22 protein-coding genes and 1 tRNA gene are annotated in these 24887 nt (G+C 72.9%); 18 read left to right on the top strand and 5 right to left on the bottom strand.

The genetic code is table 11. The annotated features are described in order from the left end of the window. The first annotated feature begins 481 nt into the window (after window positions 1-481). Together ABWI04_RS33120 and ABWI04_RS33115 are read left to right on the top strand one after the other, a co-directional pair. Window positions 482-1828 (top strand): glycosyltransferase family 2 protein, encoded by a 1347-nt coding sequence (locus tag ABWI04_RS33120; protein ID WP_353834872.1) that lies wholly within the window; start codon window positions 482-484, stop codon window positions 1826-1828. Between the two features lie 103 nt (window positions 1829-1931). Further along, on the top strand, window positions 1932-3758 hold the full coding sequence (locus tag ABWI04_RS33115; protein ID WP_353834871.1) for a hypothetical protein: 1827 nt from the start codon (window positions 1932-1934) through the stop codon (window positions 3756-3758). Here ABWI04_RS33115 and ABWI04_RS33110 read toward each other — a convergent pair. Beyond that, window positions 3755-5371: a glycosyltransferase family 39 protein gene (locus ABWI04_RS33110; RefSeq protein ID WP_353834870.1), complete on the bottom strand. Its 1617-nt coding sequence runs from the start codon at window positions 5369-5371 to the stop codon at window positions 3755-3757. The genes ABWI04_RS33115 and ABWI04_RS33110 overlap by 4 nt on opposite strands. Before the next feature lie 93 nt (window positions 5372-5464). Here ABWI04_RS33110 and metG point away from each other — a divergent pair, with 93 nt between their 5' ends. The 10 genes from metG (at window position 5465) to ABWI04_RS33060 (ending at window position 15997) form a co-directional block, all read left to right on the top strand. Then, complete coding sequence (gene metG, locus ABWI04_RS33105) at window positions 5465-7258, top strand: methionine--tRNA ligase (RefSeq protein ID WP_345173525.1); 1794 nt, start codon at window positions 5465-5467, stop codon at window positions 7256-7258. Continuing rightward, a complete protein-coding gene (locus ABWI04_RS33100; RefSeq protein WP_345173526.1) occupies window positions 7255-8079 on the top strand; it encodes a TatD family hydrolase in 825 nt (274 codons plus the stop codon). Before metG ends, ABWI04_RS33100 begins: the two co-directional genes overlap by 4 nt. Before the next feature lie 157 nt (window positions 8080-8236). After that, the gene (locus ABWI04_RS33095) at window positions 8237-9061 is read left to right on the top strand and encodes a resuscitation-promoting factor (protein WP_353834869.1); all 825 of its coding nucleotides are present in this window, start codon (window positions 8237-8239) and stop codon (window positions 9059-9061) included. A 58-nt stretch (window positions 9062-9119) separates the two neighbouring features. Continuing rightward, window positions 9120-10025 carry a 16S rRNA (adenine(1518)-N(6)/adenine(1519)-N(6))-dimethyltransferase RsmA gene (gene rsmA / locus ABWI04_RS33090; protein ID WP_353834868.1) on the top strand — a complete coding sequence of 302 codons (906 nt, stop codon included), beginning with the start codon at window positions 9120-9122 and terminating at the stop codon, window positions 10023-10025. A 29-nt stretch (window positions 10026-10054) separates the two neighbouring features. Next, entirely contained in the window at window positions 10055-11182 is a 1128-nt protein-coding gene (locus ABWI04_RS33085) for a glycoside hydrolase family 26 protein (protein ID WP_353834867.1), read from the top strand. Window positions 11183-11203: 21 nt separating this feature from the next. Then, window positions 11204-12133: a 4-(cytidine 5'-diphospho)-2-C-methyl-D-erythritol kinase gene (locus ABWI04_RS33080; protein WP_345173532.1), complete on the top strand. Its 930-nt coding sequence runs from the start codon at window positions 11204-11206 to the stop codon at window positions 12131-12133. Window positions 12134-12261: 128 nt separating this feature from the next. Continuing rightward, a complete protein-coding gene (locus ABWI04_RS33075) occupies window positions 12262-12504 on the top strand; it encodes a hypothetical protein (protein ID WP_345173534.1) in 243 nt (80 codons plus the stop codon). Between the two features lie 90 nt (window positions 12505-12594). Further along, on the top strand, window positions 12595-13008 hold the full coding sequence (locus tag ABWI04_RS33070; protein WP_345173535.1) for a hypothetical protein: 414 nt from the start codon (window positions 12595-12597) through the stop codon (window positions 13006-13008). A 60-nt stretch (window positions 13009-13068) separates the two neighbouring features. Continuing rightward, entirely contained in the window at window positions 13069-14832 is a 1764-nt protein-coding gene (locus ABWI04_RS33065; protein WP_353834866.1) for an ABC-F family ATP-binding cassette domain-containing protein, read from the top strand. Between the two features lie 46 nt (window positions 14833-14878). Beyond that, window positions 14879-15997 carry an amidase gene (locus ABWI04_RS33060; RefSeq protein ID WP_353834865.1) on the top strand — a complete coding sequence of 373 codons (1119 nt, stop codon included), beginning with the start codon at window positions 14879-14881 and terminating at the stop codon, window positions 15995-15997. Window positions 15998-16204: 207 nt separating this feature from the next. Here the strand turns inward: ABWI04_RS33060 and ABWI04_RS33055 are convergent, their stop codons facing one another. After that, entirely contained in the window at window positions 16205-16693 is a 489-nt protein-coding gene (locus ABWI04_RS33055) for a MarR family winged helix-turn-helix transcriptional regulator (RefSeq protein ID WP_345173541.1), read from the bottom strand. Window positions 16694-16737: 44 nt separating this feature from the next. Further along, the gene (locus tag ABWI04_RS33050; RefSeq protein ID WP_353834864.1) at window positions 16738-17544 is read right to left on the bottom strand and encodes a patatin-like phospholipase family protein; all 807 of its coding nucleotides are present in this window, start codon (window positions 17542-17544) and stop codon (window positions 16738-16740) included. Window positions 17545-17659: 115 nt separating this feature from the next. Here ABWI04_RS33050 and ABWI04_RS33045 point away from each other — a divergent pair, with 115 nt between their 5' ends. After that, window positions 17660-18448, top strand: a complete 789-nt coding sequence (locus tag ABWI04_RS33045) for a trans-aconitate 2-methyltransferase (protein WP_345173544.1) — start codon at window positions 17660-17662, stop codon at window positions 18446-18448. A 173-nt stretch (window positions 18449-18621) separates the two neighbouring features. Further along, on the top strand, window positions 18622-18984 hold the full coding sequence (locus ABWI04_RS33040; RefSeq protein WP_345173546.1) for a VOC family protein: 363 nt from the start codon (window positions 18622-18624) through the stop codon (window positions 18982-18984). Here the strand turns inward: ABWI04_RS33040 and ABWI04_RS33035 are convergent. After that, a complete protein-coding gene (locus tag ABWI04_RS33035; protein ID WP_353834863.1) occupies window positions 18976-19722 on the bottom strand; it encodes a TetR/AcrR family transcriptional regulator in 747 nt (248 codons plus the stop codon). The genes ABWI04_RS33040 and ABWI04_RS33035 overlap by 9 nt on opposite strands. A gap of 53 nt (window positions 19723-19775) precedes the next feature. Beyond that, window positions 19776-20729 carry an acyl-CoA desaturase gene (locus tag ABWI04_RS33030; RefSeq protein WP_345173550.1) on the bottom strand — a complete coding sequence of 318 codons (954 nt, stop codon included), beginning with the start codon at window positions 20727-20729 and terminating at the stop codon, window positions 19776-19778. A 378-nt stretch (window positions 20730-21107) separates the two neighbouring features. Here ABWI04_RS33030 and ABWI04_RS33025 point away from each other — a divergent pair. The 4 genes from ABWI04_RS33025 to ABWI04_RS33010 form a co-directional block, all read left to right on the top strand. After that, window positions 21108-21179 (top strand) — tRNA-Gln (locus tag ABWI04_RS33025). A 166-nt stretch (window positions 21180-21345) separates the two neighbouring features. Next, window positions 21346-22791 carry a bifunctional UDP-N-acetylglucosamine diphosphorylase/glucosamine-1-phosphate N-acetyltransferase GlmU gene (glmU, locus tag ABWI04_RS33020; protein ID WP_345173553.1) on the top strand — a complete coding sequence of 482 codons (1446 nt, stop codon included), beginning with the start codon at window positions 21346-21348 and terminating at the stop codon, window positions 22789-22791. Between the two features lie 194 nt (window positions 22792-22985). After that, window positions 22986-23966, top strand: a complete 981-nt coding sequence (locus ABWI04_RS33015; RefSeq protein ID WP_141578287.1) for a ribose-phosphate diphosphokinase — start codon at window positions 22986-22988, stop codon at window positions 23964-23966. A gap of 281 nt (window positions 23967-24247) precedes the next feature. Continuing rightward, window positions 24248-24887, top strand: a 640-nt coding sequence (locus ABWI04_RS33010; RefSeq protein ID WP_353834862.1) for a 50S ribosomal protein L25/general stress protein Ctc, incomplete at its 3' end; no start/stop codon positions are given.

The following is a 24887-nucleotide window of genomic DNA, read 5'->3' as shown; positions in this document are numbered from 1 at the left end:
CCGCGGCGGCCCCGGCCGTCGTCGCGAGGGCCGTCCCGCCCTGCGCCGACCCGTCGAGCGCGGTGCCTTGCGGCGTTTCCCCCGCCACGGCCGCACCTTCCCTTCGATGTCCGGCCCCCGGTCCGGTGGCATTGCGTTGGTCCAGGGCACTACGTTCGTCCACGGCACTGCGTCCTGCGGCGCGCGTCACAGCCGCCCACCCTTTCCGGGCCGCCGTGCCCGTATGCTTGACGTCCTAACATGCCGCCCGCGACGGTGCCGGATAGGGTTTTCCGGTTGCAAGTGGGCAACACGATACGGGTGCTCTTGACGAGAGCGGCCATCATGCCCCGCCCTCGGCGGGCATCATGAACGCCGACGGGCCGTCCCGATGAACAACACGCGGAACAACAGAGATTAGTGGAAAACGCCGCAGACGGTCAGCAGGTGTAACAGGGTCACCAAGGGTAACGACGCCACCAGGGGTAATGAAGGAGATCGCGTGGAACTCTCCGTAGTGATGCCATGTCTGAACGAGGCCGAGACGGTCGAGACCTGCGTCCGCAAGACCATCGGTTTCTTCGAGGACAGCGGCATCGACGGCGAGGTGGTCATCGCCGACAACGGCAGCACCGACGGCAGCCAGCAGCTGGCCCGCGACGCGGGCGCCCGCGTCGTGCCGGTGGTCGACAAGGGCTACGGCAACGCCCTCATGGGCGGGATCCGGGCCGCGCGCGGCAGGTACGTCGCGATGGGCGACGCCGACGACTCCTACGACTTCACCACCCTCGGCCCGTTCCTGGACGAGCTGCGCGACGGCGCCGACCTCGTCATGGGCAACCGGTTCAAGGGCGGCATCGCCGACGGCGCCATGCCGCCGCTGCACCGCTACCTCGGCAACCCGGTGCTCAGCTTCGTCGGCCGGCTGTTCTTCGGCAGCAAGATCGGCGACTTCCACTGCGGGCTGCGCGCCTTCGAGAAGGACGCGATCCTGCGCCTCGGCCTGCAGACCGGCGGCATGGAGTTCGCCAGCGAGATGGTCGTCAAGGCGACCCTGCAGGGCTACGACATCCGCGAGGTGCCGACCACGCTGTCGCCGGACGGGCGGACCCGCGCCCCGCACCTCAACACCTGGCGCGACGGCTGGCGCCACCTGCGCTTCCTCATGCTCTACAGCCCCCGCTGGCTGTTCCTCATCCCCGGCCTGGTCTTCATGATGCTCGGCCTGGTCGCCGGCGTCGCGCTGTCGACCGGCCCCGTGACCGTCGGGGACATCGCCTTCGACGTCGACACGCTGGTCGGCGCCTCCGCCGCGCTGGTGATCGGCTTCCAGGCGGTGCTGTTCGCGCTGCTGACGAAGGTCTACGCGATGCAGGAGGGATTCCTGCCGCACGACCGCCGCGTGCAGAAGCTCATCGACTGGTGGAGCCTGGAGCGCGGCCTGCTGCTCGGCGGGCTGCTCGCCGTCGCCGGCCTCGGCGGCCTCGTCGCGTCCCTGCTGCACTGGCGGGTGAACAGCTTCGGCGAGCTGGACCCGCGGCACTCGCTGCGCATCGTCGTCCCCGCCGCGACCGCGCTGGTGATGAGCTTCCAGGCCATCTTCGCCTCGCTGTTCGTCAGCATCCTCGGCATCCGGCGCCGCCAGCACCCGCCGCTCACGGACCCGGCCGAGGAGGCCGCGGGCGTCGTCGACGCCGCCGTGCAGAAGGTCGCCGAGGCCGAGAAGGCGGCGAAGGCGGCGAAGGCCGAGAAGAACGAGAAGGGCGCGGCCGAGGACGAGCCGGAGAAGGTCACCGCGGGCAAGGCGGGCGCCACCCCGGCCGAGGCCGGCGACGAGGACGCTCGCTGAGCGTCTCCGGGCCGGGCCCGGGCGCTCCGCCCGCGATATGACAGGCTTGACCGTCGATGGAGCTTCTTCCCCCGGTAGTGCGCGCCCGGCGCGCCGCCCGCCGGTGAGCACGCGCACGCCGCAGGACGCCGCGCGCCCGGACGCCCCGCACGAAGGCGGCGCCGCGCGGCCTCCGGCCTTTCCGGCCGGCCCGGCCGCCGCCCCGCCGCGGGCGGACCGCCGCCGCTGGGCCTGGCTGTTCGCGCTCGGGTGGCTCGCGCAGGTCGCCGTGCGGCTCTGGCTCGCGTCGGGGCAGACGCTTCCGGTGGCGACGCCGGACGAGTCGGGGTACCTGTTCGCCGCCCGCGTCCTGACCGGCGGGCCCGACGCCGACATGTCGTTCGGGACGGTGTACCGCGGCGGCTACCCGCTGCTGCTGACGCCCGCCTTCTGGATCGGCGACGGCCCGGTCGCGGTCTACCGGGCCGCCCTGGCGATCAACGCGCTGGTCAGCGCGGCGATGCTGCCGCTGGCCTACCTGCTGCTGCGCCGGCTGGCGGTGCGGCGGCGCTGGGCATACGTCTTCGGGCACGTCACGGCGCTGCTGCCGTGCGTGCTGTTCTACTCCGGGTTCGTGCTGACCGACGCGATCCTGCCGGTGCTCGTGGCCGGCTGGCTGCTCCTGGCGCACACCTGGCTGACCGCCCCGCCCCCGGACGGGCGCCGCCCGTCCCTCCGGCTGACAGCGGCCGGGGCGGGCGCGTCGCTGCTGGTCGCCTACGCCTACGCCTGCCACACCCGCGGCGCGATCCTGCTGCTCGTGCACGCAGCGCTGCTCGGCGCCGCCCTGGTGTTCCGGTGGCGGTCCTGGCGCGCCGTGTCCGCCGCCACGCTCGCCCTCGCCGCCGCGACGGCCGCGGGGATGCTGCTGAACCGAACGCTGCTGCCCCACATGTACCCGCAGGGCGACAACGATCTCGGCGGCAACGTCGTGAAGCGCCTCACCACGCTGGACGGGTGGGGCTGGATGCTCTCGCTCGGCACCGGCCAGGTCTGGTACCAGTCCGTCGCGACCGGCGGCGTGGCGGCGCTCGGGCTCCTCGCCGTCGCGTTCCTCGCGGTGCGCCGCGCCACCCCGGGGCCGGTGCGGGCGCTGGCGCTCGCGGTCGTCGCCCTCGTGGCGGGCATCGCGTTCGCCACGTCGGCGGCCCTGCCCGTCGAGTACCGCATCGGCAACTACGTGTACGGCCGCTACCTGGCCAGTGTCACGCCGGCGCTGTTCGCGGTGGGCGTCGCGGTCCTGATGCGCGCCTCGCGGCGCACGCTGCTGTGGGCGGCGGGCGCGGCGGCCGTGCTGACGGTCGTCGCCGCGTGCGTCGTCCAGTGGTACGCGGGCGACCTGCTCACCCGGTACACCTACACCGCCTACGACTTCCCCGAGACGTCGCTCCTGACCTGGGACTGGACGGCGTTCCACCTCTGGCGGGCCACGTCCGCCGGGTTGCTTCTGCTCGTCCTGTCGACGGCGGCCGTCCTGCTGCGGCCCCACCGCCCGACCGGCCGGCTGCTGCTGGCGGGCCTGCTGGCCGCCGTCGCGCTGGCCATGTGCGTCACCGCGACCGAACGCATCGCGCAGCCGCTGGTGCGCGCCGAGACGGCCTACACCGACCTGCGGGGCACCGTCGACCTGACGAAGCAGCGGTCCATCGCCGTCGACTGGAACATCTGGTGGACGATCCGGCTCTCCCAGTACTACTGGGCCTGGTGGAGCGACGGCAGCGTGTTCGACGCCCGCTGGACCGCGCCGCCCCAGGACGCCGACATGGTCGTCCTGGCCTGGCCGAAGAACGCCCCTCCCACCGCGTCCTGGCCGAAGGGCGCTCCGCCCGGCTGGCACGTCGTCGCCAGCCGCCGCACGGTCGAGGGCGACTGGGTCGCCTGGACCCGCTAGCTTCCGGCGGCGGCCTTCGCGGGGGGATTCCAGAGCTGGAGCACCCCGTCCGACGAGCGCCACATGAGCGTCCAGCCCTGGGCGGGGTCGGGGCGCCAGCCGCCGCCGATCTGCGACTCCATGCCGCGCCAGCGCGTGTAGAGCATCGGCCCCTCGGTCGCGTTGCGGGGGATCGGCATGTAGTGCGGGAAGTCGCGGATCTCGCCGCGCCAGACCGGGCGCCCCCACATGTCGCGCGTGTAGAAGGTGAGGGTCTGCGCGAGCCGCCGGTCGGCGCAGATCAGCGTGATGTCGCGGTGGCCGCCGAGGTACCCGCGCAGCTCGTTCCACGCCTTGTCGCGCGGCAGTTCGGGGACGGCGCGGACGGCCGCCACCGCGTACGTCGCCCCCAGCGCGACCGCCAGGACGGGCGCCGCGACCGTCCGCAGCCGCAGCCGCGCCACCAGGCCGGACGGCAGCATCCGGAACATCAGGATCAGCGATCCGGAGCCCCCGGCGAGCAGCGCGGGCAGCACCGCGAACCAGTACCGCTGGAGCCAGGCGCGCAGCGAGATGTCGTTCGGGTCGAGGACGCCGGAGAACAGCGTCAGCGGCACCGCCAGCGTGAAGAACCACACCAGGACCAGCGCGAGCCGCCGGTCGCGGGTGAGGGCCCAGCCGGCGATGGTGAGGACCAGTGCCCCGGTGAAGACGAGCCCGAGCGGGTTCCAGTCGTGCATCGCGCGCAGGAACGACCGCGCGGCGAGCGAGCGGGTGACGTAGTCGCGGGACTGGCCGCCGTGCTCGGCCGCCGACATGAGCCCGGCGAGCGGGCTGCCCCACACCAGCTGGTTGTGGACGAAGTTGAGCAGCAGGATCGCCAGCATCGGCGCGCCGACCGTGACGTTGCGGCGCCACGGGATGCGCAGCAGCGCCAGATAGGCGGGGATGGCGAGGAAGAGGAAGGCCAGGAACTCCCGGACGAGGAACGACGCGCCGAGGAGCACCCCGGCGGCGAGCAGCATCCGCGTCTGGGCCCGGCCGGACCTGCGGCTCGCGACGACGAGGCCCGCCATCCCGAGGGTGAACAGCCCCGCGCCCGGCATGTCCGGCAGCATCACCCCGGTCGACCAGGTGATCTCGTGGCCGAACGGGTTGGTCATGGTGAAGAACGGGTGGACCAGCATGACCGCCGCGGACGCCAGGCCCGCCACGTCCCCGAACAGGGACCGGACGACCAGGTAGGTCCCGACGAAGAAGGCGGCCCCGCCGAGGGCGGCGACGGTGAAGTAGGCGGCCTGGCCGTCCCCGAGGACCTCCTGGACCAGCCGGGCCGGGAGCACCAGCCCGATCCGGGTGACCTGGTGCGGGACCTCGTCGAACGGCCACTGGGTGAGGGGGATGTGCGGCCAGTCGCGGGCGGCGAGCCACACGTAGTACGGGTCGAAGTACAGCGGCGGGGTCATGATCACCCACTGGGCGAGCACCGCGGACGCCGCGACCAGCAGCGACAGCCACACCACCCGCCGGGTCCGCCGCAGCCGGCTCAGCGGGCCGGTGCGGGCGGACGGCGCGTCCGGCCCCGCGTCGTCGGCTTCCCGGGCGACCGCCTGGTCGGACGTGGTCTGGGCCATGCCTTGAGTTCCCGCCTCCGCTGGTCCGTGCTGTGACGCCGAGCCAGGTTACTCGCGTGCCGCGGCCCCCGTGACGCGACTACCCTTGATTCCATGTCCTCGTCAAGCCGTCATATCTTGACCGCGCCCGCATGGCCGTACGCCAACGGGCCCCGTCACATCGGGCACGTCTCCGGTTTCGCGCTGCCCGCCGACATGTTCAGCCGCTACCAGCGGATGGCGGGCAACAAGGTCCTGATGGTCAGCGGTACCGACGAGCACGGCACGCCGATCCAGGTGCAGGCCGACAAGGAGGGCGTGACGGCCCGCGAGCTGGCCGACCGCTACAGCTCCGTGATCGCCGAGGACCTGTACGGCCTCGGGATGTCCTACGACCTGTTCACGCGCACCACGACGCTGAACCACTACGCGGTCGTCCAGGAGGTCTTCAAGGGCCTGTACGACAACGGCTACATCTTCCCGACCAAGACGATGGGCGCGATCTCGCCGTCCACCGGCCGGACGCTCCCGGACCGCTACATCGAGGGCACCTGCCCCATCTGCGGGTACGACGGGGCGCGCGGCGACCAGTGCGACAACTGCGGCAACCAGCTCGACCCGATCGACCTGATCAACCCGGTGTCGCGGATCAACGGCGAGACGCCGAAGTTCACCGAGACCGAGCACTTCATGCTCGACCTGCCCGCGTTCACCGAGGTCCTCGGCCGGTACCTGCGGGGTAAGCAGGGCCAGTGGCGGCCGAACGTGCTGAAGTTCGCGCTGAACCTCCTCGACGACATGCAGCCGCGGGCGATCAGCCGCGACCTCGACTGGGGCGTGCCGATCCCGCTGGACGGCTGGCGCGACAACCCGGCCAAGAAGCTGTACGTGTGGTTCGACGCCGTCGTCGGCTACTTCTCCGCGTCGGTGGAGTGGGCGCGGCGCTCCGGCGACCCCGAGGCATGGCGCGCCTGGTGGCAGGACCCGGAGGCCCTGTCCTACTACTTCATGGGCAAGGACAACATCGTCTTCCACGCCGAGATCTGGCCGGCGATGCTCCTCGGCTACAGCGGCCAGGGCGACAAGGGCGGCACGCCCGGCTCGCTGGGCGCGCTGAACCTCCCGACGGAGGTCGTGTCGTCGGAGTTCCTGACGATGGAGGGCCGCAAGTTCTCCTCGTCCCGCCAGGTGGTCATCTACGTGAAGGACTTCCTGGAGCGCTACGACGTGGACGCGCTGCGCTACTACGTCGCGGTCGCCGGCCCCGAGAACCAGGACACCGACTTCACGTGGTCGGAGTTCGTCCGCCGCAACAACGACGAGCTGGTGGCGGCGTGGGGCAACCTCGTGAACCGCTCGGTGAACATGGCGGCGAAGAACTTCGGCGCGATCCCCGAGGCGGGCGACCTCACCGACGCCGACCGGGCGCTGCTGGAGCGCAGCCGCGCCGCGTTCGGGGCCGTGGGCGCCGAGCTCGGGCGGTCGCGGTTCAAGAACTCGATCACCGAGGCGCTGGACGTCGTCCGCGACGCCAACAAGTACCTGTCGGACCAGGCGCCCTGGAAGCTCAAGGACGACCCCGAGCGCGTCAAGTCGATCCTGCACACCGCGCTCCAGGTCGTCGACGACGCCAAGACGCTCCTGACGCCGTTCCTGCCGAACTCCTCGCAGAAGGTCTACGAGATGCTCGGCGGGCAGGGCGTGTGGAGCGGCATGCCGAGGCTGGAGACGGTGTCGGAGGAGGGCGGCCCCGACTACCGCGTCCTCACCGGCGACTACGCGACCGAGGCACGCTGGGAGTCCATGCCGATCAAGCCGGGCGTCCCGCTGGCCAAGCCGGTGCCGCTGTTCAAGAAGCTGGAGACGTCCGTGGTGGACGAGGAGCTCGCCCGGCTGGAGAAGGCGTGACCCAGGAGGGGGACGGGCAGGCGTCCCGTTCCTACCCGCCGCTGCCCGAGCGCCTGCCCGTCGACGTCTTCGACAGCCACTGCCATCTCGACATCGTCGAGACGCCGGTGGACGAGCAGCTGAGGTCGGCGAAGGCCGGGGGCGTCGCGCGGATCGTCACGATCGGCTGCGACCTGCCGTCCTCCCGGTTCGCGGTGGACGCCGCGGGCGAGTTCGACGACGTGTACGCCGCGGTCGCGATCCACCCGAACGAGACGACCGGCGTCAGCGACGCCGTCCTGGCCGACGTCGCCCTGCTCGCCGCGCACCCCAAGGTCCGCGCGATCGGCGAGACGGGCCTGGACTACTACCGCGACTGGGCGCCGAAGGAGGACCAGCACCGCTCCTTCCGCGCCCACGTCGACATCGCCAAGCGCACCGGGAAGGCCCTGGTGATCCACGACCGGGAGGCCCACGACGACGTGCTGGCGATCCTGGAGGAGGAGGGGGCGCCCGACACGGTCGTCTTCCACTGCTACTCCGGTGACGCCGCCATGGCGCGGGTCTGTGCCGATCGCGGCTACCTGATGAGCTTCGCCGGGAACGTCACGTTCAAGAACGCCGAGCCCCTGCGGGAGGCGCTGCGCGCCGCGCCGCTCGACCTGCTGCTGGTGGAGACCGACGCGCCGTTCCTGACGCCGATCCCGCACCGCGGCAAGCCGAACGCCTCGTACCTGATCCCGCACACCGTCCGCGCGATGGCGGAGGTCAAGGGCGTCGACCTGGCGGAGCTGTGCGCCGCGATCGCCGCGAACGGGGAGCGCGCCTTCGGTCCCTGGTGACCGGTGCGGGTCCGGCCGGGGCGGAGCGGATCCGGGGTGGGCATATCGGGCAAATGGGGCGAGTGGCGGCGTTCCGGTGGCGGAGACGGGCGGGGGCCTCTAATCTCTGGCCGTTGGACGGGCGCCCCCCGAGCCCGGCTCCCTGGAGGAACTCCCCGTGCCTTCCCCATCCGTGCCGCGCGAGCGCGCCGCCCGCGCGCTCGCGCCCCTCGCCGTCCTGCTGGCGTCCGCGCTGCTCGCCTCGGCGTGCGGCGGGGACGGCGGCTCGGCGGCCCCGAAGCGCGGCGTCGTCGCGGACGCGCCGCGCACCACCGCCCCCGCGCCGCGCAAGATCGTCATCGTGGTCGACGCGAAGAAGACCGAGACCATGACGACCGGCGCGACCGTCGGCCAGGTGCTGGAGCAGGCGAAGATCGCGCTCGGCCCGCACGACCTGGTCGAGCCGGCCGCCGACAAGCCCGCCGGCGACGTCATCAAGATCATGCGGCTGCTGTCGGAGCCGGTGACCAAGGTCGTGAAGACGACCGCCCCGACGGTCCGCAAGAAGAGCTCGTCCGTCGCGCCGTGGAGCGAGAAGGAGCTGCGCAAGGGCCGTCCCGGCATCACGATCGTCAAGGTCGCCTACGTCCGGCGCAAGGGCCGCAAGGTCGTGAAGGTGCTCGCGAGGAAGGTCAAGCGCAAGCCCGTCGCGCAGATCATCGCGGTGGGGCCGAAGTCGGCGAACAGCGGCTCGGTGACGCGGTTGAACTGGCGCGGCCTCGCCAACTGTGAGTCCCACAACAACCCCAAGGCCGTGAACCCGGCCGGGTACTACGGCCTCTACCAGTTCTCCCTGGCGTCGTGGGCGTCGGTCGGCGGCTCGGGGAAGCCGTCGGACGCCAGCTCGGCCGAGCAGACCTACCGGGCCCAGCTGCTCTACAAGCGGGTGAACGGCCGCTGGCAGGGCCAGTGGCCCAACTGCGGGAAGTTCCTGTTCTCCTGACCGGCGCCCGCGGGGCCCTGGGGACCGGGCCCGCGCGATGACAGGAGAGACTTGACGCATGGGGGACACCAGGGGCCTGCTCGGGCCGGCGGACGTGCGGGAGCTGGCCGGGCGGCTCGGCATCAGGCCGACGAAGACGCTCGGGCAGAACTTCGTCATCGACGCCAACACCGTCCGGCGGATCGTCCGGGCCGCCGAGCTGGACCCGGGCGACGTCGTCATCGAGGTGGGTCCCGGGCTGGGGTCGCTCACGCTGGCACTGCTGCCGCGGGTGCGGCGGGTCGTCGCCGTGGAGATCGACCCGGTGCTGGCCGCCGAGCTGCCGGCCACGGCCGCCGCCCGGGAGCCGGACCTCGCGGAGCGCCTTGAGGTCGTGCGCGCCGACGCGATGAGGATCGCGGAGCTGCCGGGGCCCGCGCCGACCGCCCTCGTGGCGAACCTGCCCTACAACGTCGCCGTCCCCGTCGTGCTGCACCTTCTGGCGACGCTGCCGTCGCTGCGGTCCGCGCTGGTGATGGTGCAGGCCGAGGTCGCCGACCGGATGGCCGCCGCGCCCGGCTCCAAGATCTACGGGGTGCCGTCGGTGAAGCTCGCCTGGTACGGGGAGGCCCGGCGGGCCGGGGCCGTCGGGCGCGCCGTGTTCTGGCCCGCGCCGAACGTCGACTCCGGGCTCGTGGCGTTCACCCGCCGCGACCCGCCGCCGACCGGGGCGACCCGGGAGGAGGTGTTCGCCGTGGTCGACGCCGCGTTCGCGCAGCGCCGCAAGACGCTGCGCGCGGCCCTCGCGGGATGGGCCGGGTCGGCGCCCGCCGCCGAGGAGGCGCTGCGCGCCGCGGGCGTCGACCCGCGGACCCGGGGCGAAGCGCTGGACGTGGCCGCCTTCGCCCGAATTGCCGAGTATGGTCCTTCTCGCCGGGGTGATCTCTCTCGATCCCCCGAGGCCAGAGCTCCCCGCGGGGGATGAGACAGCATCAGCACGAGCCGGAGGTCGATGTGAAGGCGCGTTCGCGGGCGGCGCGGACCCGGATGCCGATCGTGGGGACGGCACTGCTCGCGATCGCGGGCACGATCGCCACGGTCGCGGCGGGCTGCGGGGGCGGCGCCGGCGCGGCACCCAAGATCACGACGACGGCGCGGGCGGGCGTGGCGCCGGTCCCGCCGGGCCAGGGGGCCTACTTCGGGGCGTGGGTGCCGCCGGAGGGCGGCCTGCCGTCCGCCTCCGCCTCGCCGTCCCCGTCCGGCTCGCCGTCGGAGTCGCCGCCGGACTCCGGGGCGCCTTCGGGGTCGCCGTCCGGGAAGGACGCCGGCAAGCCGGGCATGGCGCCCGTCGCCGGTTTCGAGCAGCGGCTCGGCCGCCGGCTCGACATCGTGCAGAGCTACCGCGGCTGGAAGAGCGACTTCCCGGGCGCGCTGGAGAAGTCCGTCGCCGACGGCAACCGCTACCTGCTGCTGACCTGGGACGGCGGCGACGCCCGCGAGATCGTCCAGGGCGAGCACGACGACCTGATCGCCAAGCGCGCCCGCGCCGTCAAGGCCCTCGGCAAGCCCGTGTTCCTGCGCTGGTCGCGGGACATGGACAGGGCGTCCGAGCAGAAGCGCGTCCACTCGGCCGCCGACTTCACGGCCGCGTGGAAGCACCTGCGGGCGATCTTCAAGCGGGAGGGCGTCGACAACGTCGCCTGGGTGTGGTGCCCCACCGCCCGCGGCTTCAACGGCGCGAACGCGGGCTCGTACTACCCCGGCGACGACCAGGTCGACTGGATCTGCGCCGACGCCCAGCCCGGCGCCGACTACGACTACCGCGACCTGTCGGAGGCGCTGAAGCTCTTCACCGAGTGGGCCCGGGGACGCCACAAGCCCATCATGATCGCCGAGTTCGGGGTGCCGAAGTCCTACGGCCCGCGCCGCGCCGAATGGCTCCGCGAGGCCGCCAAGACCCTGCAGGACCCGCAGGTCAAGGCCGTCGTGTACTTCAACTCCGACGAGCAGGCGAAGAACGCCCGCGACAGGCGCCGCTCCTACTCGGTGACCGGCGACACGCACGCGATGTCGGCGCTGCGCGAACTCGCCACGACGCCGTACTTCAACCCCCGCAACCTCCCCGTCACAAGCGGCGGCTGAGGGTCCCGTAGGGTTTCGCGAGTGAACGCAGTGACGGTGCGGGTCCCCGCCAAGGTGAACCTCCAGTTGGGCGTCGGGCCGATCCGCGACGACGGCTACCACGACCTCGTCAACGTGTTCCACGCCGTGTCGCTGTTCGACGAGGTGACGGCCGAGCCCGCCGAGCGGCTGGCGGTGGAGGTCCGGGCGGCCCCGCACTCGCGCGTCGCGGTCGGCGGCGTCCCCACCGGCGAGGACAACCTCGCCGCCAGGGCGGCCCGGCTCGTCGCGGCGCGCCTCGGCGTCGAGACGGCCGTGCGGCTCTCGATCCGCAAGGCGATCCCGGTCGCGGGGGGCATGGCGGGCGGCAGCGCCGACGCCGCCGCCGCGCTCGTCGCGTGCGCCCGGCTCTGGGACGACCGCGAGGAGCCCGTCCTCACCCGCGACGACCTCATGGAGCTCGGCGGCGACCTCGGCAGCGACGTCCCGTTCGCGGTCCTCGGCGGCACGGCCGTCGGCGTCGGGCGCGGGGAGCGGCTCACCCCCGCCCTCACCCGCGGCGCCTTCCACTGGGTGTTCGCGACCGCCGACGGCGGCCTGTCCACGCCGGCCGTCTACGGCGAGTGCGACCGGCTTCGCCTGGCGGCGGGGGAGGCGGCCGCCTGGCCGACCGTGTCCGAGGCGCTGATGACCGCGCTCGCCACCGGGGACGCCAAGGCCCTCGGCGCCGCGCTGTCCAACGATCTGGAGCCCGCCGCGCTGTCGCTGCGCCCGTCGCTGCGCCGCACGCTCGACGCCGGCCGCGAGCTCGGCGCGATCGGGGCGCTCGTCTCCGGTTCCGGTCCCACCTGCGCGTTCCTCGCCGAGACCGACGAGGACGCCGCGGAGCTGGCGGACGCGCTGGACTCGGCCGGCGTCGCGGAGCAGATCGTCCGGGCTCACGGACCCGTCCCCGGGGCCACAGTCGTCTGACGGGACGGTGGGACGCCCCTGTCCCGGTAGCTGCCATCGTCACACAAGCGAACCTTGCTGTCGCAGAGCGCGTCTTCTATGCGTGACACCGGTTCCTCCGGGACTGACCCGACCGGCGAGGTGGAGCGATGACGTATCTGTCCGGGATGCTGAGCCTCGTGGCGATCGTCGTGATGGCGACGCTTGTTCTGCTGGCGGTGCGCCGCGACCGGGCTCTGCGCCGCAACGCCCCTGACAAGGTGGTGGCGGCCTCCGCGGGAACGGGCTCCCTGCCCGGTTCCGCCGTGCCGGGCCCCGGGGTCCCGGGCCCCGTCGTGCCGGGGCCCGTGGCGCCCGGCTCCGTGGTGCCGGGGGAGGCGGGCGGGCAGTAGGCTCGCCGCGCGGCCGGAGACCCGGGCCGCCCTGATCGATCGGTTCGCCTCCCACGGATTTCGGAACCTAGCGAAATGGCGCGTCTTGGCATGCTGACCCCCTTGATCCTCCTGCTCCTGCTCCTGGTCGTCGGCGTCGTCGTGGTGGTCGTGGTGGTGCTCGCCGCGAACTCGTCGAAGACCAAGAACTCCGGCGCGGCGTACGGGCCGCCCGGCGCCCCGTACCCGCCGCAGCCGCCCGGCCAGTACGGGCAGCCGGGTCAGTACGGCCAGCAGGGCCAGCCCGGCCAGTACGGCCAGCAGGGCCAGTACGGACAGCCGGACCAGCCCGGTCAGTACGGCCAACCCGGTCAGTACGGGCAGCAGGGCCAGTACGGGCCGCCCGGCCAGCCCGGCCAGTACGGGCAACCGGATCAGCCGGGTCAGCCGGGTCAGTACGGGCAACCGGATCAGCCGGATCGGCCGGAGCAGCCCGGGTCCTCGGGCATGGCGCCACCGAACTGATCGTCTGAGCGGGGCGCGCCGTGCGAGCGGTGCGCGCGGGGCCCTACGCTTGAAGGCGCCGTGAATCTGATCAATCTTGAGAACGTCGCCAAGGCCTACGGGCCCGAACCGCTGCTCGACGCCGTGTCCCTCGGCCTGGACGAGGGCGACCGCGTCGGCGTCGTCGGACGCAACGGCGGCGGCAAGAGCACCCTCGTGTCCGTCCTCGCCCGGGAGACCGAGCCCGACGACGGGCGCGTCACCCACGCCCGCGGGATCCGGCTCGGCTACCTGACCCAGCGGGACGCGTTCGCCGAGAACGCGACCGTCCGGTCCGTGGTGCTCGGCGACCGCGCCGAGCACGAGTGGGCGGGCGACGTCCGGGCCCGCGACATCCTCGGCGGCCTGCTCGCCGACCTCGACCTGGACGCGCCGCTGGCCGGCATGTCCGGCGGGGAGCGCCGCCGCGTCGCGCTGGCCCGGCTCCTGGTCCCCGAGTCCGACCTGCTCCTGCTGGACGAGCCCACCAACCACCTCGACATCGAGGCGATCGACTGGCTGGCCCGGCACCTGAGGGGCCGCAAGGTCGCGCTGCTCGTCGTCACCCACGACCGCTGGTTCCTCGACGCGGTCACCGACCGCACGTGGGAGGTCGTCGACGGGCGCGTCGAACGCTACGAGGGCGGCTACTCCGCCTACGTCCTCGCCAAGGCCGAGCGCTCCCGGATCGCCGCCGCCACCGAGGCCAAGCGGCAGAACCTGCTCCGCAAGGAGCTGGCGTGGCTGCGCCGCGGCCCGCAGGCGCGCACGTCCAAGCCCAAGTTCCGGGTGGACGCCGCGCAGGCCCTCATCGCCGACGAGCCGCCGGCGCGCGACTCGGTGGAGCTGACCCGGTTCGCGACCGCGCGGCTCGGCAAGACCGTCTACGACATCGAGGACGTCAGCGTCCGCCTCGGCGACCGCGACCTGTTCCAGCGCATGACGTGGCGGCTCGGCCCGGGCGACCGGGTCGGTCTCGTCGGCGTCAACGGCAGCGGCAAGAGCACCCTGCTGCGCCTCCTCGACGGCTCCGTCCAGCCGGTCTCCGGCACGGTGGTGCAGGGCAAGACCGTCCAGCTCGCGCACCTGTCGCAGAACCTGGAGGAGCTCGACCCGGCCCGGCGCGTCCTGGAGTCGGTCGAGGAGATCCGCCGCCGCATCACCGTCGGCAAGCGCGAATGGACCGCGAGCCAGCTCCTCGAACGGCTCGGCTTCGCGGGCGACCGGCAGTGGACGCCCGTAGGCGACCTGTCCGGCGGTGAGCGCCGCCGCCTGCAACTGCTGCGCCTCCTGATGGCCGAGCCCAACGTCCTCCTGCTGGACGAGCCCACGAACGACCTCGACATCGAGACCCTCACCGAGGTCGAGGACCTCCTGGACGGCTGGCCCGGAACCCTCGTCGTCGTCAGCCACGACCGCTACTTCCTGGAGCGCATCACCGACCACGTCGTCGCGCTGCTCGGCGACGGCCGCGTGTCGCTGCTGCCCGGCGGCGTCGACGAGTACCTCGAACGCCGCGCCGCCGGGACCGCGCCCAAGCCCCGCGCGGTCCGCGACGAGCCCGCCGCGGCGCCGCCCAAGCCCAAGGCGGGCGGCCAGGACTGGAAGGCCCGCAAGGAGCTCGACCGCCTCGAACGCCGCCTGGAGAAGCTCGCCGGTCAGCAGGCCGCCCTCCACGAGCAGCTCGCCGCGCACGCCACCGACTACGCCAAGCTCCAGGAGCTGGACGCCCGGCTCAAGGAGGTCCAGGCCGAGGCCGCCGGCGTCGAGGAGGAGTGGCTCATGCTCGCCGAGGATCTCGGCTAGCAGGACGTTCCTGGCGGTTCGCGGGCGCACCGGGCATCATCCCTGAGTGACGACCTGGATCATCAGGACGGACGAGCCGGGCGACGGCCCGCGGCTCGCCGTCAAGGACGCGATCGACGTGGCCGGGCTGCCCACCACCGCGGGCTGCCGGGCCGTCGCCGAGCGCGCCGAGCCCGCCGCCGCGGACGCGCCCGCCGTCGCGTCCGCCCGCGCGCAGGGTGCCCGCATCGCCGGGAAGACCAACCTGAACGAGCTGTGCATGGCCGCGGACGGCGTGAACCCCTGGTCGGGGACGCCGGTGAACCCGCTCGACCCGTCGCGGGTGCCGGGCGGCTCGTCGAGCGGCTCCGCCGTCGCCGTCGCCACCGGCGAGGCCGACGTCGCCTTCGGGACCGACACCTCCGGGTCGATCCGCATCCCGGCCGCCTGCTGCGGCATCGCGGGCCTGAAGACCACGAACGGCCGCGTCTCCCTGGACGGCGTGTATCCCCTGTCGCCGACGCTCGACGTCGTCGGGCCGATGGGCCGCGACGTCGCCGCCGTCGTCCTCGGCATGCGCCTGCTCGAACCCGGCTTCACGCCCGCCCCCTACGACCCGTCCATGACCGTCGCGCGCCTCCGCGTCGACGGCGTGGACCCGGCGATCGACGCCGCCGTCGACGAGGCCCTGCGCCGCCTCGGCCCCGTCATCGACGTCACGTCCGAGCACTATGCCGGCGCCGCCACCGCCAACGGCCTGATCATCAGCGACGAGGCCCCGCGCTGGAACGGGCGCCTGCTCGCCGAGCCGGACAAGCTGAGCGGCCGCATCGCGCGCCGCGTCCAGCACATGATCGACGTGTCCGGCACCGGGATGCTCGACCGGGCGCTCGGCGTGCGGAAGGCGATCAGGGCGGAGCTCGACGCGATCCTCGCCCGGCATGCCGCCATCGCCCTGCCGGTCCTGCCGTGCCTGCCCCCGGAGCCTGATGAGGCGGACGAGTCCGACCTCGTCCTCACGACGCTCGTGGGTCAGGTCAACGTCGCCGGGCTTCCCGCCTTCGCCCTGCCCGTCCCGGTGCCCGGCTCGCACCTGCCCGCGTCCGTCCAGCTCATCGGCCCCGCCGGAGGCGAGGAACGCCTCTGCGCCCTGGCCGCCGCCCTGGAAGCCGCCCTAACGCCCTGAAACAGGGCCCTGAGCCGGGGCACGGGTCGGGCGGCCGGAAGGCGCTCTGGCGCCTGGAGGTCGCACGAACCGTCGAGCCGGGCGACCGCAGCGCCACCTCACGAACCCGCACGGGCACAGCACACCCGCACCGTGGCGTGAGGATCGCCCGGCTCGTGACGGGGGTTCCAGGGGGTCGCCCCCCTGGGAGATGCCCCCCCTGGGAGATCACGCGTCGAAGGGGATGAGGAGGGTGCGCAGGAGGTCGGCCAGGGCTTCGCGCTGGTCGGGGGAGAGGCCTTCCAGGATCGCCTGCTCGCGGCGGAGCAGGTCGGCGAAGGCGGCGTCGACGCGGGTCAGGCCCGCCTCGGTGAGGCGGACCTGCACGCCGCGCTTGTCCTGCGGGTCGGGATGCCGCTCCACCAGCCCCGCCGCCGCCAGCCGGTCGATGCGGTTCGTCATCGTGCCGGAGGTCACCAGGGTCGCGTGCAGGAGGCGGCCGGGGCTCAGCCGGTAGGGGGCGCCCGCCCGGCGCAGCGCGGTGAGCACGTCGAACTCCCACGGCTCCAGGCCGTGGTCGGCGAACACGGCGCGCCGGGCGCGGTCGAGGTGCCGGGCCAGGCGGGACACGCGGCTGAGGACCTGCAGCGGCCGGACGTCCAGGTCCGGGCGCTCGGTGTTCCACGCCTCGACCAGCCTGTCGACCTCATCGCGCATGCCGCCACCCTACCTGTCTTGATATCGAGAAAGACGGGGCGTGATCAGCGGTGGGCGGCCAGCGCGGCGGTGATCCGCTCGGCCGCCTCCGGCGCCTGCCGGCGCCCCTCCCGGTAGACGGGCGTCCACCGCGAGCGGTCCCCGAGGCTCGGCCCGAACGCCTCCAGCGCCCGCGCGTCCGGGACGATCCGGAGGCCACCGCCGCCGCCCCGCATGTTGGGCATCGGCTCCACCGCGACGAGCGGCCCGGCTCCCCGCGCCAGTTCCGCCTCCGACCATCCGGCGAACGCGCCGTCCATGTAGCGGCGCCCGCCGATCGGCACCGGCTCGGCGAAGCCGGGCGCCGCGCTGCTCGCGGCCACCGCCAGCGACAGCGGGACGCCGCTCGACGCGTCCCACAGCACCGGTTCGCCCGACGCGGCGTCCATCCCGGTGATCAGCAGCCGTGCGTCCGGCCACGTGTCGGTCCCGACCAGGTACCGCATGCTCGCGTGGTGGCGTTCGGCGGGAAGCGCGTCCGCCTCCAGGGCCAGCCGCCCGATCCGCCGCCTGGCCTCGTCCGGTTCCAGGCCCGGGGCGCTGCCGACCTCGAACACCCGCGCCATCACCGAGCCGTCCGCCGGCGCCGGGGGGCCGCCGCGCGGCGGCAGCTCCTCCAGCGCCGCCAGGTCCCTGCCGGTGGTGATCGCCGCGCCGGCGATGGCGCCCGCCGAGGTCCCGACGACCAGGCCCGCGGCCGCCGGGTCCACGCCCGCCTCGCGCAGCCCCGCCGCCAGCCCGATCAGCCACGCCGTCCCGACCGGCCCGCCGGGGCCGAGCACCAGCGCCCATCCGCTCTCGTCGTCCGTCATGCCGGTGAGCCTAGGAGCGCCGCGGGCGGGGGCGCATCCGTCAGGCGACCGGCCGGCGGGACACGCGCGCCAAGACTCTTGACATCAAGATATGCGCCGGGCATGATGTTTCTTGATGTCGAGACAAACCGCGGCCGTGTGGGACCCCGCGCAGTACGGGGTCTTCGGCGACGAGCGCGCCAGGCCCTTCACCGAGCTCGCCGGGCGGCTCGGCGGCGCCCCGCCCGCCCGCGTCGCCGACCTCGGCTGCGGGAGCGGAGAGCTGACCGCCACTCTGGCCGCCCGCTGGCCGGACGCCGTCATCGACGCCTTCGACAGCTCGCCGGAGATGATCGCGGCGGCCCGCGCGCACGAGATCCCGGGGCGCCTCGCCTTCCGCGTCGCCGACGTCGCCGCCTGGGAGCCCGAGCGGCCCCTCGACCTCGTCATCTCCAACGCCGTCCTGCACTGGCTCCCCGAGCACCCGCGCCTGCTGCCCCGCTGGGTCGGCGCCCTCGCCCCGGGCGGCCGCCTCGCCTTCCAGGTGCCCGGCAACTTCGACGCGCCGAGCCATGTCCTGCTCCGCGAGATGGGCCGCTCCGAACGGTGGCGTGGCAAGCTCGCCCACCTCCAGCACGACGCCCCCGTCCTCGACCCGGCCGGATACGTGGACCTCCTGGCCCGGCTCGGATGCGCCGTCGACGCCTGGGAGACCACTTACGCGCAGGTGCTGCACGGCGAGGACCCGGTCCTCGAATGGGTCAAGGGCAGCGCGCTGCGCCCCGTCCTCACCGCCCTCTCGCCCGCGGAGGCGGACGAGTTCCTCGCCGAGTACCGCGAGCGGCTCAGGCGCGCCTACCCCGCCGCCCCCTACGGCACCGTGTTCCCGTTCCGGAGGATCTTCGTGATCGCCACCACCCCCTAGACGGGATGCCGCCCGCCCCGCCCGAGGGAAGCGACTCGTTCCCCTGCGGTGTGCCATCTCCGGCGGACGGGCGGCGTCCGCGAAACCCGGCTCGCGACCCGAGACCGGCGACCCTGCCGGCGGCCTCCCGGACGAACTCCGGGCGGCCGCCGGTGCCATGTCCGGAGGCGACCATGATCATCGGTGTCCACCACGTCCAGCTCGCCGCACCGCCCGGCGCCGAGGACCGGCTCCGCGCCTTCTACGGCGGCGTCCTCGGCCTTGAGGAGGTGGCCAAGCCGCCCGAGCTCGCCAAGCGCGGGGGCGCCTGGTTCCGCGGCCCGGGCGTCGAGATCCACCTCGGCGTCGAGCCCGGCTTCCGGCCCGCCCGCAAGGCCCACCCGGGCCTGCTCGTCGACGACCTCGACGCCCTCGCGGCGCGCCTGCGGGCCGCCGGCCACGAGGTCACGCCGGACGACCTGTTCCCCGGACACCGCCGCTTCCACACCGACGACCCCGTGGGGAACCGGCTGGAGTTCCTGCGGCCTTCAGGCTGACGGGTCGGCGATCTCGTCGAAGTCGCGCAGCGTCCGGCGGTGGACCTTCTCCGCCTTCGCCGCGGCCTTCCCCTCGGCCCGCTCGGCCTTGGCGGCGGCCTTCTCCGCGCGCTTCTCCTGCCGCTCCATCTCCTTGCGGCGGCGGCGCGGGTCCAGCGACGGCCTCGGTTCGAGCCCGGACAGGCCGTTCCACGCCAGGTTCACGATGTGCGCGGCCACGTCCTCCCGGTGCGGTTTGCGGACGTCCAGCCACCACTGGCCCGTGAGCGCCACCATGCCGACCAGGCTCTGCGCGTACAGCGGCGCGAACTTGTCGTCGTAGCCGTGCCGGTCGAACTCCTGCGCCAGGATGTGCTCCACCTCGCCGGCGATCTCGCTCAGCAGGCTGGCGTAGCTGCCGGTGCCCGTCCCGCCGTGCGAGTCGCGGACGAGGATGCGGAACCCCTCCGGGCGCTCCTCGATGTACTCCAGCAGCGCCAGGGCCGCCTTCTCCAGCTTGCCCCGGTAGTGGACGGCCGAGTTCAGCGAGTCGGTGACGAGGCCCAGCAGCCGCTCGAACTCCCGGTCGACGACGACCGCGTAGAGCCCCTCCTTGCCGCCGAAGTGCTCGTACACCACCGGCTTGGACACCCCGGCGGCCGACGCGATCTCCTCCACCGAGGTGCCGTCCAGCCCGCGCTCGGCGAACAGGGTCCGGCCGATGTCGAGGAGCTGCTCGCGGCGTTCCTTGCCGGTCATCCGCTTTCTGCGGGTCCTGGGAGCGGGATCTGTCACGGGATCAATTGTGGCGGTCAAACCGCCTGCTTCGTGCGCTTCGCGGCCAGCCTGTCGGGGTTCGGCCACCGGACGTCGCGGGCCAGGCGCATCTTCTCGAACGCCCAGATGATGCGCGCGCTGATGTCGACCTGCCCCTTCAGCACGCCGTGCCGGGCGCAGGTCGGGTCCGAGTGGTGCAGGTTGTGCCACGACTCGCCCAGCGAGGGGATCGCCAGCCACCACACGTTGCGCGACTTGTCCCGGACCTCGAACTCCTCCTTGCCGAAGGTGTGGCAGATCGAGTTGATGGACCAGGTCACGTGGTGCACCAGGGTGATCCGGACGAAGCCGGCCCAGAACAGCGCCGTGAGGAAGCCCGCCCACGACATGGTGACCAGGCCGCCGATCACGGCCGGGAGCAGGAACGACACCGCGACCAGGCCGGGGAATGCCTGGTGGATGCGCCGGATGTCGCGGTCGTTGAGCAGGTCCTTGGCGAACCGCTGCTTGGAGGTCCTGTTGGCGTCGAACAGCCAGCCGTAGTGCGCCCAGGCCAGCCCCTTGGCGAGGGCCTTCCAGTCGTCGCCGAACCGCCACGGCGAGTGCGGGTCGAACTCCTTGTCGGAGTGCTTGTGGTGCCGCCGGTGGTCGGCCACCCAGGTGATGACCGGCCCCTCGATGGCCAGGCTCCCGGCCAGCGCCATGAAGATCTTCAGGCCGCGCGTGGCCTTGAAGGAGCCGTGGGTGAAGTACCGGTGGTAGCCGACCGTGATGCCGCCCGCGGACACCAGGTAGAAGACGGCCGTGAGGACGACGTCCGTCCAGCCGAGGAACCGTCCCCAGGCCAGCGGGACGGCGGCGAACAGTGCCAGGAAGGGCAGCGCGGTGAACGTGGCGATCAGCACCCGTTCTCCGTTGCCGCGCTGCTGGGGCGCGAGTTCGGGACGCCGCTGCGGGCGAGGTGGATCCATGGCCGGAGCTGTCGTCATGCGTCATCACTTCTTCCCGTGACTCGGGGCAGCCTTACCTACGCCAACGTAACCTACGAGTCCGTAGGTTGTGCAGATCCGAACAGTAAAATCAGCGGGAAACTGCCCCTTTGGCCACATAACACTCGTGCGTAACGGGGGTCGTCGGCCGCCCGCCGGGGGCGGTGGGCCCTGGCCGCTCGACCGGGCCCGGGCCGATCGGCACGCAGTGTGCTTGCTCCGTGATACACGTTCTAAACCGATCCGGACAAAACGACCATGGAGGGCGACGGTGGGCGCGTCCGGGTGGATGGCCATATGAGGTGGGCCCTCCCGGGCCCGTGTCGGTATCGTGGGGGCCGGTCGGTTCGCGGCTCTGTCCGGACCCGTCTGCTTTGATCCGGCGTGGTGTAATTGGCAGCACAAGGGTTTTTGGTGCCCTTAGACAAGGTTCGAGTCCTTGCGCCGGAGCTGTCTGAGACGCCCGACCGGGTCCCCCGGGGTGGGCGGTGGGGTGACAGGAGCGAGGTGGGCGGTATCCTGCCGGTGTCGGGTTCGCCCCGGCCTGCCGTGTCGTGATGTCGCAGGTGGGCGGGCCCGCGACCGATCCCCGTCCGCGATGCCGAGGAGCCTCCTTGTGAGCGCTGCGAGCCGCCCGGCCGCCGTCATCGTCCTCGCCGCGGGCGAGGGCACCCGGATGAAGTCCCGTACCTCGAAGGTGCTGCACGAGCTGTGCGGGCGCAGCATGCTCGGCCACGTGCTCGCCGCCGCCCGCGAACTGGAGCCCGAGCGGCTCGTCGTGGTCGTCGGGCACCGGCGCGAGCAGGTCGTCGGGCATCTCGCCGAGCACGCCCCGGACGCCGAGGCCGCCGTGCAGGAGCGGCAGGGCGGGACGGGCCACGCCGTGCGGATGGCGCTGGAGCAGACCGGCGCGCTGGACGGGACGGTCGTCGTGACGAACGGCGACCACCCGCTGCTGCGGGGCGAGACGCTGCGGGCGCTGGTCCGGGCGCACGAGGACGAGGGCAACGCCGTCACCGTGCTGACCACCGAGATGCCGGACGCGACCGGCTACGGGCGCATGATCCGGGCGGCGGACGGCAGCGCCGAGGCGATCGTCGAGCACAAGGACGCCACCGAGGAGCAGCGCGCGATCAACGAGATCAACGTCGGGATGTACGCGTTCGACGGCGCGCTCTTGGCGGACGCGCTGAAGCGGGTGACGACCGACAACGCGGGCGGCGAGGAGTACCTCACCGACGTGGTGGCGATCCTGCGCGGCGACGGCCACCGGGCGGGGGCGCACCTGGCCGCCGACTGGGTGGAGACCCAGGGCGTCAACGACAAGGTCCAGCTCTCGCAGGCCCGCAGGCAGCTGAACGACCGCATCCTCGAAGCGCACATGCGCGCCGGGGTCACGATCATCGACCCGGCCTCCACGTGGATCGACGTGCACGTGACCGCCGAACCGGACGCGGAGATCCACCCGGGGACGCAGCTGCACGGCAGGACGCACCTCGGCGAGGGCGCGCGGGTCGGTCCCGGCTGCACGCTGACCGACACGACGGTCGGCGCCGGCGCGTCGGTGACGAACGCGGTGTGCGTCGGGGCGCGGATCGGGCCGGAGGCGTCGGTCGGGCCCTACGCCTACCTGCGGCCCGGGACGACGCTCGCGGCCGGGGCCAAGGTCGGCACGTACGTCGAGACCAAGAACGCCGACATCGGCGAGGGCACGAAGGTGCCGCATCTGACCTACGTCGGCGACGCCGAGATCGGCGCCGGCTCGAACATCGGCGCGAGCTCGGTGTTCGTCAACTACGACGGTGTGGAGAAGCACCGCAGCGTCATCGGGTCGCATGTGAAGGTCGGCAGCGACAACATGATCGTCGCGCCGGTGACGATCGGGGACGGCGCCTACACCGCGGCCGGCTCGGTGATCATCCAGGACGTCCCGCCCGGGGCGATGGCGGTCGCGCGAGGACGGCAGCGCAACGTCGAGGGCTGGGTCGAGCGGAAGCGGCCGGGGACGCCGGCGGCCGAGGCGGCCCGCCGGGCCCGGGCCGGCGAGGAGAGCGCGACTTAGCGCGCCCGAAGAGGACTGCCCCGCCTCAGGGCGGGGAGGTGGAGGACGACGGCGTCTTCCGGAACAACACAGGGCCGCCCGACCGGAGAGCGGCTCGACGACAAGACGACCCGCGCGCCGGCTCTTTGGTGCGCGGGAGTGGGGACGACAACCCACATGCAGGGCACGGTTCCATTGAGGGGGAGTTGTCAGAGGTGAGTGGGATAAAAACGAGCGGCCAGAAGAAGCTGATGCTCTTCACCGGCCGAGCCCACCCTGACCTGGCCAGGGAAGTAGCCGACAACCTCCAGGTCGAGCTGACGCCGACGTCCGCGTACGACTTCGCCAACGGCGAGACGTTCGTGCGGTTCCTGGAGTCGGTCCGCGGCTCCGACGCCTTCGTGGTCCAGAGTCACACGGCTCCCATCAATCAGTGGATCATGGAGCAGTTGATCATGGTGGACGCGCTCAAGCGCGCGTCGGCCAAGCGGATCACGGTGGTCGCGCCGTTCTTCGGCTACGCACGGCAGGACAAGAAGCACCGCGGCCGCGAGCCGATCTCGGCGCGGCTGATGGCCGACCTGTTCAAGACGGCGGGCGCCGACCGGCTGATCACCGTGGACCTGCACACCGCGCAGATCCAGGGCTTCTTCGACGGCCCGGTGGACCATCTGTTCGCGCTGGACCTGCTGGCCCGGCACTTCGAGAGCCGGCTGGACACCTCCCAGGTCACCGTGGTCGCGCCGGACGCGGGCCGGGTGCGGGTCACCGAGCGGTGGAGCGACCGGCTGGGCGGCGTCCCGATGGCGATCATCCACAAGAAGCGCGACCCGGACGTGGCCAACGAGGTCAAGGTGTTCGACGTGGTCGGCGAGGTCGCCGGCCGCACCTGCGTCGTGGTGGACGACATGATCGACACCGGTGGGACGATCGTGAAGGCGGCGGACGCGCTGTTCGACCAGGGCGCGACCAAGGTCGTCGTCGCGGCGACGCACGGGGTGCTGTCGGGCCCGGCGGTGGACCGGCTGAAGAACTCCCGGATATCCGAGGTGGTGCTGACCAACACGCTGCCGATCCCGGAGGAGAAGCAGTTCGACAAGCTCACGGTGCTGTCGATCGCGCCGCTGGTCGCGCGTGCGATCAACGAGGTGTTCTCCGACGGCTCGGTCACGAGTCTGTTCGGCGGCCACAGCTAGACCTCGACCTCGGGCACGGCGCGTGCCGGCGGGCATGGCGGCGGCCATGGCGCCGGCAGGGCCGTGGCGTTGGGCGTTGCCGTGTTGGGCTAGACTTGTGCAACCGCGTATGCCCCAGGACGTTCAAGTGCGGTGCCCGCGAAGGGCCCGCACTCCCCGGGGAACGCAAACGAATCTTTGAGCGCGCCCGCCTTCGACGGCGCGCGAGGAACGCAACGCATCGTCCGTAGCGGACGTCCGATGCCGGACGGCCGTGGAAGCAACAACGAGGAGTTTTCGCCGTGTCCGAGGTACGCATTGCCGCCGAGCCGCGCACCGAGTTCGGTAAGGGTGCCGCGCGGCGCACCCGCCGGGCCGGCAAGGTGCCCGCCGTCCTCTACGGTCACGGCACCGACCCGCAGCACATCGCGCTGCCGGGCCACGACCTGATGCTCGCCCTGAAGACGCCGAACGTGCTGCTGACCATCGAGGGCCTCTCCGGGGGCTCCGAGCTGGCGCTGCCGAAGGACGTCCAGCGCGACCCGGTCAAGGGCTTCCTGGAGCACGTCGACCTGCTGCTGGTGAAGCGCGGCGAGAAGGTCGTCGTCGACCTGCCGGTCAACCTGGTCGGCGACGTCGTCGCGGGCGGCGTCGTCCAGCAGGAGCTGGTCCAGGTGTCGGTCGAGGCGGAGGCGACGCACATCCCCGAGGCCGTCGACCTGTCCATCGAGGGCCTGGAGGTCGGGACGCAGGTGCTGGCCGGCGACCTGAAGCTGCCGTCGGGCGTCACGCTGCAGGTCGACGCGGAGGCCCTCGTCCTGCAGATCGCCGACGCGACCGCGTCGGCCGGCGCGACCGAGACCGCGGCCGAGGCGGCCGAGGCGGCTGCCAGGAACTGCTGGGACGGACCGACGCGGAACTCTCGCGGGTGCGCGGCAAGGA

This window comes from Actinomadura sp. NPDC000929 (assembly GCF_040492065.1).
Taxonomy (GTDB): Bacteria; Actinomycetota; Actinomycetes; order Streptosporangiales; family Streptosporangiaceae; genus Spirillospora; species Spirillospora verrucosospora.
Note: the sequence above shows the minus strand (reverse complement) of the source record. Positions and strands in the feature narration are given on the sequence as shown.

Bases quoted from the DNA above. Each gene is read 5' to 3' on its own strand.
- ABWI04_RS33110 (WP_353834870.1), bottom strand. From the start codon at position 5,371: ATGGCCCAGACCACGTCCGACCAGGCGGTCGCCCGGGAAGCCGACGAC.
- metG (WP_345173525.1), top strand. From the start codon at position 5,465: ATGTCCTCGTCAAGCCGTCATATCTTGACCGCGCCCGCATGGCCGTAC.
- rsmA (WP_353834868.1), top strand. From the start codon at position 9,120: ATGGGGGACACCAGGGGCCTGCTCGGGCCGGCGGACGTGCGGGAGCTG.
- ABWI04_RS33075 (WP_345173534.1), top strand. From the start codon at position 12,262: ATGACGTATCTGTCCGGGATGCTGAGCCTCGTGGCGATCGTCGTGATG.
- ABWI04_RS33070 (WP_345173535.1), top strand. From the start codon at position 12,595: ATGCTGACCCCCTTGATCCTCCTGCTCCTGCTCCTGGTCGTCGGCGTC.
- ABWI04_RS33055 (WP_345173541.1), bottom strand. From the start codon at position 16,693: ATGCGCGATGAGGTCGACAGGCTGGTCGAGGCGTGGAACACCGAGCGC.
- ABWI04_RS33050 (WP_353834864.1), bottom strand. From the start codon at position 17,544: ATGACGGACGACGAGAGCGGATGGGCGCTGGTGCTCGGCCCCGGCGGG.
- ABWI04_RS33045 (WP_345173544.1), top strand. From the start codon at position 17,660: ATGTCGAGACAAACCGCGGCCGTGTGGGACCCCGCGCAGTACGGGGTC.
- ABWI04_RS33040 (WP_345173546.1), top strand. From the start codon at position 18,622: ATGATCATCGGTGTCCACCACGTCCAGCTCGCCGCACCGCCCGGCGCC.
- ABWI04_RS33035 (WP_353834863.1), bottom strand. From the start codon at position 19,722: ATGACCGGCAAGGAACGCCGCGAGCAGCTCCTCGACATCGGCCGGACC.
- ABWI04_RS33030 (WP_345173550.1), bottom strand. From the start codon at position 20,729: ATGACGACAGCTCCGGCCATGGATCCACCTCGCCCGCAGCGGCGTCCC.